We start from the raw sequence: 13,627 nt of genomic DNA, 5'->3' as shown, positions 1-13,627 counted from the left end.
GTTGGCATGAACCATTTCGAGCTGTTTGGGCTGGTTGAAGGCTTCGAGCTCGATACCCGCCAGCTGGCAGACACCTATCGTCAGCTGCAAACCCAGTTTCACCCCGATCGTTTTGCCACTGCTCCCGAGCGGGAGCAGCTGGCTGCGGTGCAGCGTGCCGCCCAGATCAACGATGCCTTCACGACCCTCAAGACGCCTCTACGCCGTGCAGAATATCTGCTCTCCCTGCGTGGCACCGATATTCGCGGCGAACAGCAAACCCTGCAAGACACTGCCTTCCTGATGCAACAGCTGGAGTGGCGCGAGCGCCTGGCCGATCTGAAAGGCGAGGCCGACCCTGAGCGCGCCATCAAGGATTTTAGCCACGAGATCAGGCATGATCACCAGCTGCTGATGCAGCAGCTGACCCGCATGCTCGCCGATGGCGAGGATCTCGGGGCCGCAGATTGCGTTCGCAAACTCAAGTTTGTCGACAAGCTCCTTGAAGAGCTGGAACGATTCGAAGACTCGCTGCTCGAGTCTTGATCCCTTAACGCTGGAAGTTTGATTACCCATGGCATTACTGCAAATCGCCGAGCCCGGCCAGAGCGCCGTTCCTCATCAGCACAAGCGTGCCGTCGGCATCGACCTTGGAACCACGAACTCGCTGGTCGCCGCCGTGCGCAGCGGCCACGCCGATACCCTCAGTGACGAGCAAGGTCGCGATCTGCTCCCGTCCGTTGTGCACTATCAGGCCGACGGGATCCGGGTTGGCTTCGACGCCAAGCGCGAAGCGGCCCTCGATCCCCACAACACCATCGTCTCGGTCAAGCGGATGATGGGTAAGGCGCTGGCTGACATCGACACCCGCCAGCAGCCTTATGAATTTGTGGCTGCCGACAACGGCATGCCCCAGTTGCAGACCCGTCAGGGGTTGGTCAATCCGGTGCAGGTGTCGGCCGAGATCCTGAAAAAACTGGCCGAGCGCGGCGCCCAAACCCTGGGCGGCGATCTGGATGGGGTGGTGATCACTGTGCCCGCCTATTTCGACGATGCCCAGCGCCAGGGTACCAAGGATGCGGCCAGACTGGCCGGTCTGCACGTGTTGCGCCTGCTCAACGAGCCGACTGCGGCAGCCATTGCCTATGGCCTTGACTCCGGTCAGGAAGGGGTGATCGCCGTGTACGATCTCGGGGGCGGTACTTTCGATATCTCCATCCTGCGCTTGCACCGCGGCGTGTTTGAAGTGATGGCCACCGGTGGTGACTCTGCCCTCGGCGGCGATGACTTCGACCACCTGCTTGCTGACTGGATCAAGGGGCAGGCCGGTTTGTCCGGCGAGCTGGATGCCCGTTTGCAGCGGGAGCTGCTGGATGTGGCCGCTGCCGTCAAGCACGGTCTGACCGATGCTGATGCCGTGCCTTGCTCCTTTGCCGGCTGGCAGGGGGAGGTGACGCGCAGCCAGTTTGACGCGCTCATCACCCCGCTGGTCAAACGGACCCTGCTGGCCTGCCGCCGCGCGTTGCGCGATGCGGGGCTTGAGCAGGTGGAAGTGCTGGAGGTGGTGATGGTGGGGGGCTCCACCCGGGTTCCGCTGGTGCGCGAACTGGTGGGCGAGTTCTTCGAGCGTACCCCGCTGACCAGCATCGATCCTGACAAGGTGGTGGCCATCGGTGCCGCCATCCAGGCCGATATTCTGGTGGGCAACAAGCCGGATGCCGAGATGCTGCTGCTGGACGTCATCCCGCTATCTCTCGGTCTTGAGACCATGGGCGGCCTTGCCGAGAAGGTGATCCCGCGCAATACCACCATTCCGGTGGCACGCGCCCAGGAGTTCACCACCTTCAAGGATGGCCAGACCGCGATGGCAATTCACGTGGTGCAAGGGGAGCGCGAGCTGGTTGCCGATTGCCGCTCCCTGGCCCGTTTCACCCTGACCGGTATTCCGCCGATGGCGGCGGGGGCCGCCCACATTCGCGTCACCTTCCAGGTGGATGCGGATGGCCTGCTCTCGGTCAGCGCCATGGAGAAATCCTCCGGTGTGCAGGCCGAGATCCAGGTCAAGCCCTCCTACGGGCTGGCGGAAGAGGACATTCTCTCCATGCTGAGCGCCTCCATCGAGAATGCCCAGCAGGACATGGAAGCCCGCATGCTGGCCGAGCAGCAGGTTGAGGCAGATCGCGTTGTCGAGAGCCTCAATGCTGCCCTGGTTGCCGATGGTGAGGCGTTGCTGAACGCGGACGAGCGTGCCGATATCGACGGGGCCATTGCCCATCTGCTGGCCATGCGCCAGTCGGGTACCACCAATCAAATCAAAGAGGCCATTGAGGCGGCAGACGCTGCCAGTGGCGAATTTGCAGCCCGCCGGATGGATGCCTCCATCCGCAAGGTGCTGACCGGACAAAACGTCAACAAGGTGTAATATGCCAAAACTGATCATTCTTCCTCACCCCGTGCTCTGTCCGGATGGCGCTGCCCTCGAGGGGCAAAGCGGCGAGACCATCCTGGACGTGGCGCTGCGCAACGGCATCGAGATCGAGCACGCCTGCGAGAAATCCTGTGCCTGCACCACTTGCCACTGCGTGGTGCGGGAAGGTTTTGACTCCCTCGAGCCGAGTGACGAGCTGGAAGACGACATGCTGGACAAGGCGTGGGGACTGGAGCCGGAATCCCGTCTCAGTTGCCAGGCCAAGCTGGCGGACGAGGATCTGGTGGTAGAGCTGCCCAAGTACACCCTGAACCTCGCCTCTGAACGTCATTAATCGGACATGAGTGAATTGCACATGCAGCAACCTGTGGTGCATCAGTGATATGGTGAAGGTCGTGACCCGTGAGGGCACGGCCTTTTTTGTATTCGTGATTTCCCTTTGGCCATGACAAGCGCCAATAAAAACAGTGCCAGTGAAGAAGGAAGCAAGAAAAGATGGCTGACATGATGAAGGTAGGGTTGTCCACCCAGGCTGCGGCCGCTCACTGGGGCGAGGGTGCCCTGCTCAGTTTCAACGGTGATGGTGCGTTGATCCATCTCGATCCTGTGTGCCAGGAAAACGAGGTGCTGCGTGCCATTCAACGTGCCGCACGCCGCCTTGAATCGACCGGGATCAAGCGCATCACACTGGCCGGCGGTGGCTGGGATCTGGAACGTCGTTACGCGTTTGCCCAGGGTTTCTACGCCGCCAAGGGGGAGCGTGAGCTCGACTTTGGTGAGCAACCATCAGAAGAGGCTCGTGATCTGGAGGCCCTGCAGAAGGCGACCCGCTGGGTGCGTGACGTCACCAATGGCTGCCCGGAGGAGATCTATCCCATGAGCCTGGCGGAGTCGGCGCTGCTGCTCATTCGCGGCCTGGCTGGGGACAAGGTAACCGCGCGTCTCACTGCTGGCGAGGCATTGAAAGAGTCGGGTCATATCGGGATCTGGTCGGTGGGCCGTGGCAGCGAGCGGGAACCCGTGTTGCTCGAGCTCGACTATAACCCGACCGGTCGTGACGATGCACCAGTGGCAGCGGCCCTGGTGGGCAAGGGGATCACCTTTGACTCCGGCGGCTACTCCATGAAGTCCTCCGACAACATGTTGCCGATGAAATCCGACATGGGCGGCGCCGCCATGGTCACAGGGGCGCTGGCACTGGCCATCAGCCGGGGGCTCGACAAGCGGGTCAAACTCATCCTCTGCTGCGCCGAGAACCTGGTTTCCGGCCACGCCTTCAAGCTCGGTGACATCCTCACTTACCGCAACGGTGTCTCGGTCGAGATCCAGAACACAGATGCGGAAGGCCGCCTGGTGCTGGCCGACGGGTTGCTGGCCGCCAGCGAGAGCGGCGCCGCTCACATTCTCGATGCCGCTACCCTGACCGGCGCCGCCAAGATGGCGCTGGGCCGTGATTACAACGCCGTGTTTGCCCTGGACGAGGCCGAGCAGCTGCGTGCGCTGGCCGCCGCCAAAGCTGAAAACGAGAAGGCCTGGCCGTTGCCGCTGGAGTCCTGGCATGCAGGCCAGCTCACCTCGGCGTTTGCCGATCTGGGCAATGTCGCCTCGGCCGAAGGAACGGCCGGCGCCACCACGGCGGCGGCGTTTTTGTCGCGTTTCGTGCGTGACGAAGGCAAGGGTTGGGTGCACCTGGATCTGGCCGCCTCCTATCAAAAAGCGGGCAACGATCTCTGGGCAACCGGTGCCAAGGGGCATGGTCTGCGCACCATCGCCCGCTGGTTGCAGGAGGTGAGTGTATGAACGTCTGGTTATGCCGTGACTTTGCCCCGGCCGAATGGGGGGAGGGGGCACTGCTCTCCCACCGTGCCGATGGCATGGTGATCCACCTGGTGAGCACGAGCCCTCTGCTTGATATCCAGCAGGCGGCGCGCCGCCTCTGCCAGCAGGGGATCCAGAAAGTGGCTCTGGCCGGTCACTGGGAACGCGAACAGCAGTGGGCCTTTGCCCAGGGTTTGCAGACCCCCAAGGCCGAGGTGCAACTGCAGTGGGCCATGTCGTCGGAAGAGGACAGAGAGGAACTGGAGGCGCGCTGGCTGTGTGGTCGCTGGGTGCGCGAGATGACCAATGCTACCCCCGAGCAGCTGGGGCCACTGGAACTGGCGGTGGAGGCTGCAGCCTTCATCACCGAGCTGGCGCCGGACAAGGTGAGCCACCGGATCCTCAAGGGGGCCGCCTTGCAGCAGGCGGGCTGGGTTGGCCTTTATCAGGTGGGTCGTGGCAGCGAGCGCGAACCCGTGTTGCTCGAACTCGACTTCAACCCGGGTCGGGATCCCAAAGCGCCGGTGGCGGCGGCCCTAGTGGGCAAGGGGATCACCTTCGACTCCGGTGGCTACTCCATGAAGAGCTCCGAGGGGATGCTCACCATGAAGTGCGACATGGGCGGGGCGGCCATCGTCACCGGTGCCCTGGCGCTGGCCATGCTGCGTGGACTCGACAAGCGGGTGAAGCTGATCCTCTGCTGCGCCGAAAACCTGGTGTCGGGGCATGCCTACAAGCTGGGGGATATCCTCACCTACAAGAACGGCACCACGGTGGAAATCGTCAATACCGATGCCGAAGGGCGGCTGGTGCTGGCCGATGGCCTGCAGCTCGCGAGCGAGTCTGGAGCCCCGCTCATCATCGATGCGGCCACCCTGACCGGCGCCGCCGTGATGGCGCTGGGTGGGCGTTATAACGCCCTGTTTGGCCTGGACAAGCCGCTGGTGAGCCGGGCCATGGCCTATGCAGAGGCTGAACAGGAACCGGCCTGGCCGCTGCCGCTCGAGCCCTGGCATCGCCAGCAGTGTCCGTCTCATTACGCCGATACGGCCAACAGTCGTCCGGTCAAGGGGGGCGGGCCGGGTGGCGCCTCCAACGCGGCGGGTTTCCTCTCCCGCTTCGTGGCCAACGAGGGGACTGGCTGGCTCCATATCGATCTGGCCGCCTGCTTCAGCGACAACGGCGACGCCCTCTGGGCGCCGGGGGCCAATACTCTGGGGATGCGCACCATAGCGCACACCTTGCTGGCAGAGGCTGGCTAAACGAAAAGGGCGCCTTGGGCGCCCTTTTTCATGGTGCTGGAATAATGAGCAAAAGATGGCTTTTTAAGCGCTTCATAGGATTATCGTGCACAAGCGCACATATTTTCTGGCCTGGCTCGGCCAATATGGCCCTGATGTTGACTGCAAGAATGCTATTTTTAATAAAAAGTTGCCAAACTGTGTGTTTTTTGGGTTTTTGTTTACGTATAATCGCCAGCGAACATGGATTCTAACAATAAACCTCTGTAGTTAAGGAAAGATCTCAATGGCCATCGAACGTACTTTCTCTATCGTCAAGCCGGATGCTGTCAGCAAGAACTTGATCGGTGCCATCTACAACCGCTTCGAGAGCGCAGGCCTGAAAGTGGTTGCCGCCAAGATGCTGCATATGAGCAGCGAACAGGCCGCCGGTTTTTATGCCGAGCACCAGGGCAAGCCCTTCTATGACGGCCTGGTCAGCTTCATGACCTCGGGTCCTGTCATGGTGCAGGTGCTGGAAGGCGAAGATGCCATCCGCCGTCACCGTGAAATCATGGGCGCGACCAACCCGAAAGAGGCCCTGGCCGGTACCCTGCGTGCCTGCTATGCCGAAAGCATCGATCGCAACGCCGTTCACGGCTCCGATGCCCCGGCCTCTGCCGCCCGTGAAATTGCCTACTTCTTTTCCGATGACGAGATCTGCCCGCGCGGCTGACAAGGTCCGGGTGATATGACAAAGGGAGCCTCGGCTCCCTTTGTTGTTTTCGCCTCCGGCGCAATATCCCTCTATTCTCCAGGTAGAAAGCCAGACCCATAATTTGTACAATGCCGCCCCCTGACATCGTCAGCCAATAATTGATGAAGTGTTTGAACCGAGGCCATTGATGAGCGAAACAAAAATCAACCTGCTGGATCTTGATCGGGATGCCATGCGCGCTTTTTTCGTCGAACTGGGCGAGAAGCCATTCCGGGCAGATCAGGTCATGAAGTGGATCTATCACTTTGGTTGTGATGATTTCGATCAGATGACCAACGTCAACAAGGTGCTCAAGGAGCGCCTCAAGGCCATCGCCGAGATCAAGGCCCCCGAGATCAGCCGTGAGCAACGCTCCTCTGATGGCACCATCAAGTGGGCGCTGCAGGTAGGGGATCAGGAAGTGGAGACCGTCTACATTCCCGAAGACGATCGCGCCACCCTGTGTGTCTCCTCCCAGGTCGGTTGTGCGCTGGAATGCAAGTTCTGCTCCACCGCCCAGCAAGGCTTCAACCGCAACCTGAAAGTCTCCGAGATCATCGGCCAGGTGTGGCGTGCCGCCCGGGTTGTCGGTGGCAAACGCCCCATCACCAATGTGGTAATGATGGGGATGGGCGAGCCGCTGCTGAACCTGGCCAACGTGGTGCCCGCCATGCGTCTGATGATGGACGACTACGGCTTTGGCATCTCCAAGCGCCGGGTGACCATCTCCACTTCCGGTGTGGTGCCGGCGCTGGACATGCTGGGTGATCAGATCGACGTGGCCCTGGCCATCTCCCTGCATGCGCCCAATGACAAGCTGCGTTCCGAGATCATGCCGATCAACGACAAGTACAACATCGAAGACTTCCTCGCCGGGGTGCGCCGTTATCTGGCCAAATCCAATGCCAACGGCGGTCGGGTGACCGTGGAGTATGTGTTGCTCGATCATATCAATGACGACATGCAGCACGCCCACGAGCTGGCCAAGGTGCTGAAAGACACCCCGAGCAAGATCAACCTGATCCCGTTCAACCCCTTCCCTGGCAACCCCTACGGCAAGCCAAGCAACAGCCGTATCGATCGCTTCTCCAAGGTGCTGATGGAGTACGGTTTCACCGTGATCGTCCGCAAGACCCGGGGTGATGACATCGATGCCGCCTGTGGTCAGCTGGTGGGGGATGTGATCGACCGCACCAAGCGCACCATCAAAAATCGGATGCAACAGGATGGGATTTCCGTCAAAATGGTTTAATTGCTAAGCCATTGTATAGACAGGGAATGGATACACGTACATTGATCGTAGTGGCAGCGCTCTGTGCGCTGCCAGGCTGTGTGACCGAGACCACTTACGCTGGCCAGAATTCGACCCAGCGTGAAGTGGGCCCCGACCTCAAGGCGGCTGCCCAGACTCGCCTGGATTTGGGTATTCAATATCTGCGGCAAGGCAATGCCGAACAGGCCAAGTTCAACCTTGACCGCGCCCTCCAGTACGACCCCTCCAATCCCCAGGTTCAGATCGGCTTTGCCTACTTCTACCAGAAGGTGGGAGATTTCAAGGCGGCCGAAACCAGTTACAAGAATGCCCTGGCCATGGATCCGTCCAATGCTGACGCAATGAACAACTATGGCGCCTTCCTGTGCAACCGGGGGCGCTATGATGAGGCGGACAAGGCGTTCAACCAGGCGGTCACCCAGCCCGGGTACGTGAAAATAGCCGATACGTACGAGAATGCGGCGCTTTGTGCCCTGCAAAATCGCAGAAATGATAAAGCCGGCGAGTACTATCGTCTGGCCTTGGGGTATAATCCCCGCGATCCAAGGTTATTGCTGGACTTGGCCGAACTTTCCATGAAAGATGGCAAGCTACCTGACGTGCAGTCCTACCTCGCCCGTTTTGCCGATGTATCGGACGAAAACGAAGCGAGTCTCTGGTTGAGATTGCGGCTGGCGCAGGCCATGGACAAACCGGCATTACTTCACCAATTCGGGACTGAGCTGGTAAGGCAATATCCCACTTCGCAACAAGCCAAGCGTTACTTAGCCAATGACTACTGAACAGCAACACGATTTCCAAGACGATTCCCAGGCAGTGGGCCCAGGCCAGCTGCTGCGCAACGCCCGTGAACAGCTCGGATGGACACGAGAGCAGGTTGCGTCTCGCATTCATCTTCGTCTGACCCTGATTGCCGCCATTGAATCGGATACTTACGACAAGCACACGTCCCATACCTTTATCCGTGGCTATCTGCGTACCTATGCCAAGCTGGTCGGGATCCCCGAAGAGACCATATTGGCGGCTTACGACAAGCTGGGTCTGACGCCCCCCGACAACATCGACATGCAGAGCTTCTCCCGCCGTTCCCGCCAGCAAGCCAACGACAGTCGGCTCAAGGTGGTGACCTGGCTGGTGATCCTGGTGCTGATCGGCCTCTCCGTCGCCTGGTGGTGGCAGAGTACGGCCCGTCGCTCCGCAGGTGACGAAGCCCTCGCTGCTACCGAGATGAGCGCCTCAACCTCCGTCGCAGCCACGGACTCTGTGCCGGGAACCGAGAGCCTGGCGCCGGTGACCGATGCAACTGAGCCTGCCATCGACGCTGCAGCGCCCGCTGCCGTCTCCGATGCGACTGGCACCCTGGCGCCGGAGGCGGCGGTCCTGCCTGAGGAAAATCCCAGCGCCGCCGTCAGCACCCAGGCTGAGAGCAGCACATCTGATGTGGCCGCGACCGACGAGAGCGCTGCGAGCGAGCCGGCCAGCGCGCCCCAGCTCAAGATGAGTTTTACCGCCGATTGCTGGCTGGATGTCAAGGATGCCAATGGCAAGACCCTGTATAGCGGTCTGAAGAAGGCAAACGACGAACTGGTGCTGGAAGGTGCCGAGCCGCTGAAATTGATCATTGGCGCGCCCATGGCCGTCAAGCTCGAATACAAGGGCCAGTCGTTTGATATGAGTCGTTACAACAACGGCCGTACTGCCCGCTTCTCACTGCCGCAGGAGTAATCTCTCAGTCATGTCCGCTCACGAATCTCCCATTATTCGTCGTCAATCCCGGCAGATCATGGTCGGCAATGTGCCGGTTGGGGGCGATGCCCCCATCACGGTGCAGACCATGACCAACACCAAAACCACGGACGTGGCCGCCACCGTCGAGCAGATCCAGCGGATCGAACGGGTCGGTGCCGACATCGTCCGGGTCTCCGTGCCCACCATGGAGGCGGCGGAAGCCTTCAAACTCATCAAGCAGCAGACCCGCATTCCCATCGTTGCCGATATCCACTTCGACTACCGCATCGCCTTGAAAGTGGCCGAGTACGGTGCCGACTGCCTGCGTATCAACCCGGGCAACATCGGTAACGAGCAGCGGGTGCGCGCCGTGGTCGACTGCGCCCGCGACCTCAACATCCCGATCCGCATCGGGGTCAATGGCGGGTCGCTGGAGAAGGATATCCAGGAGAAGTACGGCGAACCGACCCCGGAGGCGCTGGTGGAATCCGCCATGCGTCACGTGGATTATCTGACCCGTCTCGACTTCCAGAATTTCAAGGTGAGCGTCAAGGCCTCCGATGTGTTCCTCGCGGTCGGCGCCTATCGTCTGCTGGCCAAGCAGATCGAGCAGCCGCTGCACCTTGGCATCACTGAGGCGGGCGGTTTCCGTGCCGGTGCGGTCAAATCCGCCATCGGCCTTGGCATGCTGCTGAGCGAGGGCATTGGCGATACCCTGCGCATCTCGCTTGCCGCCGATCCGGTGGAAGAGATCAAGGTGGGCTTCGATATCCTGAAATCCCTGCGTATCCGCTCCCGTGGCATCAACTTTATCGCCTGTCCCTCCTGCTCCCGCCAGGAGTTCGACGTCATCGGCACGGTCAACGAGCTCGAGCAGCGTCTCGAGGACATCATCACTCCGATGGATGTCTCCATCATCGGCTGCGTGGTGAATGGTCCGGGGGAGGCGCTGGTCTCCGATCTGGGGCTGGCCGGGGCGGCCAACAAGAGCGCCTTCTACGAGGGGGGCCAACGGGTCGATCGGCTCGACAACAAGGATCTGATCCCGACCCTTGAGCGTCGCATTCGCGCCCGGGCGGCCATGCTGGATCCCGCCAACCAGATCCTGCTGGACAAGGATTGAGCGAAACGGGGCCACATTCGGTGGCCCCGTGTCCAGGTGACTGATTTTACATCCCGCATCCGGATTCCCTGATTTTACCTCGGGGGTGAAAATCCCTATAATGCGGCCAAATTTTACCTCTTTTTCTCGAGTATCAACGTGGCAAAACAGATCCAAGCTATTCGCGGTATGAATGATTGCCTGCCGGAGCAGAGCCCGGTATGGCAGAAAGTTGAACAGATCCTGCGCCAGGTCGTTGCCAGTTATGGTTACAGCGAAGTGCGCATGCCCATCGTCGAGCAGACGCATTTGTTCAAGCGCGCCATCGGTGAAGTGACCGACGTGGTCGAAAAAGAGATGTACACCTTTGAAGATCGCAACGGCGACAGCCTGAGCCTGCGTCCGGAAGGGACCGCCAGCTGTGTGCGCGCCGGTATCGAACACGGCCTGCTCTACAACCAGGAACGCCGCATGTGGTACATGGGCCCCATGTTCCGCCACGAGCGCCCCCAGAAGGGCCGTTACCGTCAGTTCCACCAGTTTGGTGTCGAGCTGTTTGGCATAAACGGGCCGGATATCGACGCCGAGCTCATCATGTTGACTCACCGCCTGTGGCGTCTGTTCGGCATCCAGGATCACGTCACCCTGCAGCTCAATACCCTGGGCCAGAGCAGTGAGCGTGCGGCTTACCGTGATGCCCTGGTGGCCTACCTGGAGCAGTACAAGGATCAGCTGGACGAAGACAGCCAGCGTCGCATGTACAGCAACCCGCTGCGGGTGCTCGACTCCAAGGATGAAAAAGTCCAGGCTATCCTGGTCAATGCCCCGCGTCTGTTCGATCACCTGGGCGAGGAGAGCCTGGCTCACTTCGAGGGGCTCAAGCGCCTGCTCGAGTCTGCCGGTATCCAGTATGAAGTGAACGAGCGCCTGGTACGTGGTCTCGATTACTACAACCTCACCGTATTCGAGTGGGTGACCAACAGTCTGGGTGCCCAGGGCACCGTCTGTGCCGGTGGCCGTTACGACGGTCTGGTAGAGCAGCTGGGCGGCCAGCCGACCCCGGCCGTGGGCTTTGCCATGGGCATGGAGCGTCTGGTGCTGATGCTGGAAACGCTCGAGCTCAACGCCGATATCCGCCCGGCGGTGGATGTCTACCTCTGCATGGTGGGCGAGGGGACCGAGCAGGCTGGCTTCCAGCTGGCCGAGCGTCTGCGCGATGCGCTGCCAGATCTTCGCCTGATGAGCCACTGCGGCGGCGGCAACTTCAAGAAACAACTCAAGCGTGCCGACAAAAGCGGCGCGGCGATCGCCCTGATCCTCGGTGAAACCGAGGTGCAAAACGGGGAGATCACCATCAAATATCTGCGTGGTCAGGCCGAGCAACAGACCGTCACGGTCGATGCCGCCATTGCCCTGCTGGCAGCCAAAGGAGAGTAAGCTGTGGAAGTCTATACCACCGAAGAACAACAGGTTGAGGTTATCAAGGAGTGGTGGAAAGAGAACGGAACCTCGGTGATCGCCGGGACCGTGATCGGTCTGGTTGGTCTGTTCGGCTGGCGCTATTACAACCAGCATCAGCAAGAGACCATGGAGGCCGCTTCCCGCTCTTACAACCAGGTGCTGGAGCAGCTGGCAAAGGGCGAAGCTGCCGATCTTGAGCAGGCGCAGCAGTTTGTCACCGCCAACAAGGGCGATGCCTACGGCGATATGGCTGCACTGCAACTGGCCTCAGCCGCTGTGAAGGCGGGCAAGCTGGACCTGGCTGCCGAGCAGCTTGCGCTGGTGGCCTCCTCAGGTGACGAGAGCATTCGTCCGTTTGCTTCCCTGCGTCTGGCCCGGGTGCTGAACGGTCAGGGCAAGGCCGACGAGGCGCTGGCCCAGCTTGGCAAGATCAACAACGACGCTTTCAAGGCCCAGGTGGCGGAAGTGCGCGGCGATATCCTGCTGGGGCAGGGCAAGCTGGAAGAGGCGCGGGATGCCTATCAGGCGGCGGCGGATGCCGGCGGCCTGCAGGGCAGCCAGGAACTCAAATTGAAGATGGACGATCTGGCCTTGCCGGCCACGACCACAGGTGAGGCAGCGGATGCGTAATCTATTCAAGATGATGGCGTTGGGGGCGGCAGTCTCCTTCGCTTTGCAGGGGTGTTCCCTGTTCAGTTCGGAAGAGGATCTCACCCCGATGGCGCCCCTGCCGCAGGTGACCTCTTCCTTCACGGCGGATACCGTCTGGTCCTCCACCGTGGGTGACGGGATCGGCAACTTCTACTCCCAGCTCAAGCCGGTGGTGGAAGAGGAGCGTATCTATGCCGCCGCCCGTGACGGCGACGTCACCGCCTTCGACCGCGCCAGCGGCAAGGAGCTGTGGAGCGTCGATCTGGCGGATCTGCCGATCAATGCCGACAAGCGCAGCGCTCGTCTCTCCGGCGGTCTGGTTGCCCGTTATGGCAAGCTGTTCCTCGGCTCCGAGAACGGGGTGGTCTACGCCCTGAACGAGGAGAACGGCGAGGTGCTGTGGCAGACCTCGGTGCCCGGTGAAGTGGTGGCGAGCCCTGCGGTGGAAGATGGCCGTGTGGTGGTGCTGACCACCTCCGGTCGCCTGGTGGCGCTCGATACCGATGAAGGCAAGCTGCAGTGGTCGCTCTCCGAAGAGCAGCCGCCGCTGACCTTGCGCAGTACCGGTGCCCCCATCATCACCAACGGCGCCGTCATTTACGGCCGTGCCGATGGCAAGGTGGGTATTGCGCTGCTGAGCAACGGCCAGCCGGTGCGCCAGTCCAAGGTGGCCGACCCGCGCGGCGCCACCGAGCTGGATCGCATGGTGGACGTGGATGCCAGCCCGCTCATCGCCGGTGATGAACTCTATGCCATCGCCTACAACGGCCAGCTGATGGCCCGCAAGCTGATGAGCGGCGACGAAGTGTGGAAGCGCAAGTATTCCGGCTACCGCGATCTGGCGCTGACCGGCAATGCCATCGTGCTGACCGACAGCCGCAGCCATCTGTTTGCCATCGACCGTCGCAATGGTCTGGAGCTGTGGTCCAATACCCAGCTGGAGAATCGTACCGTTACCGCACCTGTCATCCTGGGTGACTATGTGGTGGTGGGTGATGTGGAAGGATACCTGTACTGGCTGGATCGTACCGACGGTACCATCCAGGCGATGCAGCAGCTCGACAGCAGTGGTCTCTATTCCGCCCCCCTGGTGGATGGTGACACCCTGTATGTGCAGAGCCGTGACGGCAAGTTGTACGCCATCAAGCGTCCCTGATCGTCCGAAAATGTGAATATCCGGCTCCTGGTCTTCGGACCCGGAGCCTTTGTC

The 13,627-nt window shown here is 61.0% G+C and carries 13 protein-coding genes; all 13 read left to right on the top strand.

Annotated elements, in window-relative coordinates:
• The first annotated feature begins 6 nt into the window (after nucleotides 1-6).
• The gene (hscB, locus tag ACB034_RS08420; protein WP_371172574.1) at nucleotides 7-525 is read left to right on the top strand and encodes a co-chaperone HscB; all 519 of its coding nucleotides are present in this window, start codon (nucleotides 7-9) and stop codon (nucleotides 523-525) included.
• Between the two features lie 28 nt (nucleotides 526-553).
• Nucleotides 554-2,401, top strand: a complete 1,848-nt coding sequence (hscA, locus tag ACB034_RS08415; RefSeq protein ID WP_371172573.1) for a Fe-S protein assembly chaperone HscA — start codon at nucleotides 554-556, stop codon at nucleotides 2,399-2,401.
• Between the two features lies 1 nt (nucleotide 2,402).
• Nucleotides 2,403-2,741 carry an ISC system 2Fe-2S type ferredoxin gene (fdx, locus tag ACB034_RS08410; RefSeq protein ID WP_005333808.1) on the top strand — a complete coding sequence of 113 codons (339 nt, stop codon included), beginning with the start codon at nucleotides 2,403-2,405 and terminating at the stop codon, nucleotides 2,739-2,741.
• 161 nt (nucleotides 2,742-2,902) lie between these two features.
• The gene (pepB, locus tag ACB034_RS08405) at nucleotides 2,903-4,207 is read left to right on the top strand and encodes an aminopeptidase PepB (protein WP_371172572.1); all 1,305 of its coding nucleotides are present in this window, start codon (nucleotides 2,903-2,905) and stop codon (nucleotides 4,205-4,207) included.
• Complete coding sequence (gene pepB, locus ACB034_RS08400; protein WP_371172571.1) at nucleotides 4,204-5,487, top strand: aminopeptidase PepB; 1,284 nt, start codon at nucleotides 4,204-4,206, stop codon at nucleotides 5,485-5,487. Before pepB (ACB034_RS08405) ends, pepB (ACB034_RS08400) begins: the two co-directional genes overlap by 4 nt.
• A gap of 265 nt (nucleotides 5,488-5,752) precedes the next feature.
• Entirely contained in the window at nucleotides 5,753-6,181 is a 429-nt protein-coding gene (ndk, locus tag ACB034_RS08395) for a nucleoside-diphosphate kinase (protein WP_026457648.1), read from the top strand.
• Nucleotides 6,182-6,350: 169 nt separating this feature from the next.
• Nucleotides 6,351-7,454 carry a bifunctional tRNA (adenosine(37)-C2)-methyltransferase TrmG/ribosomal RNA large subunit methyltransferase RlmN gene (locus ACB034_RS08390; RefSeq protein ID WP_042025961.1) on the top strand — a complete coding sequence of 368 codons (1,104 nt, stop codon included), beginning with the start codon at nucleotides 6,351-6,353 and terminating at the stop codon, nucleotides 7,452-7,454.
• A gap of 11 nt (nucleotides 7,455-7,465) precedes the next feature.
• Nucleotides 7,466-8,257 (top strand): PilW family type IVa pilus biogenesis/stability lipoprotein TapF, encoded by a 792-nt coding sequence (gene tapF / locus ACB034_RS08385; RefSeq protein ID WP_156130408.1) that lies wholly within the window; start codon nucleotides 7,466-7,468, stop codon nucleotides 8,255-8,257.
• Nucleotides 8,247-9,200: a cytoskeleton protein RodZ gene (gene rodZ / locus ACB034_RS08380; RefSeq protein WP_223377261.1), complete on the top strand. Its 954-nt coding sequence runs from the start codon at nucleotides 8,247-8,249 to the stop codon at nucleotides 9,198-9,200. The genes tapF and rodZ overlap by 11 nt, the downstream gene beginning before the upstream one ends.
• A gap of 10 nt (nucleotides 9,201-9,210) precedes the next feature.
• A complete protein-coding gene (gene ispG, locus ACB034_RS08375) occupies nucleotides 9,211-10,326 on the top strand; it encodes a flavodoxin-dependent (E)-4-hydroxy-3-methylbut-2-enyl-diphosphate synthase (RefSeq protein ID WP_042025965.1) in 1,116 nt (371 codons plus the stop codon).
• Between the two features lie 138 nt (nucleotides 10,327-10,464).
• Nucleotides 10,465-11,742, top strand: a complete 1,278-nt coding sequence (gene hisS / locus ACB034_RS08370; protein ID WP_026456143.1) for a histidine--tRNA ligase — start codon at nucleotides 10,465-10,467, stop codon at nucleotides 11,740-11,742.
• A 3-nt stretch (nucleotides 11,743-11,745) separates the two neighbouring features.
• Entirely contained in the window at nucleotides 11,746-12,396 is a 651-nt protein-coding gene (locus tag ACB034_RS08365) for a tetratricopeptide repeat protein (protein WP_042025969.1), read from the top strand.
• Nucleotides 12,389-13,573: an outer membrane protein assembly factor BamB gene (bamB, locus tag ACB034_RS08360; protein WP_371172570.1), complete on the top strand. Its 1,185-nt coding sequence runs from the start codon at nucleotides 12,389-12,391 to the stop codon at nucleotides 13,571-13,573. Before ACB034_RS08365 ends, bamB begins: the two co-directional genes overlap by 8 nt.
• The last annotated feature ends 54 nt before the right edge of the window (nucleotides 13,574-13,627 follow it).

This window comes from Aeromonas sp. S18(2024), from assembly GCF_041402525.1.
Taxonomy (GTDB): domain Bacteria; phylum Pseudomonadota; class Gammaproteobacteria; order Enterobacterales; family Aeromonadaceae; genus Aeromonas; species Aeromonas enteropelogenes.
Note: the sequence above shows the minus strand (reverse complement) of the source record. Positions and strands in the feature narration are given on the sequence as shown.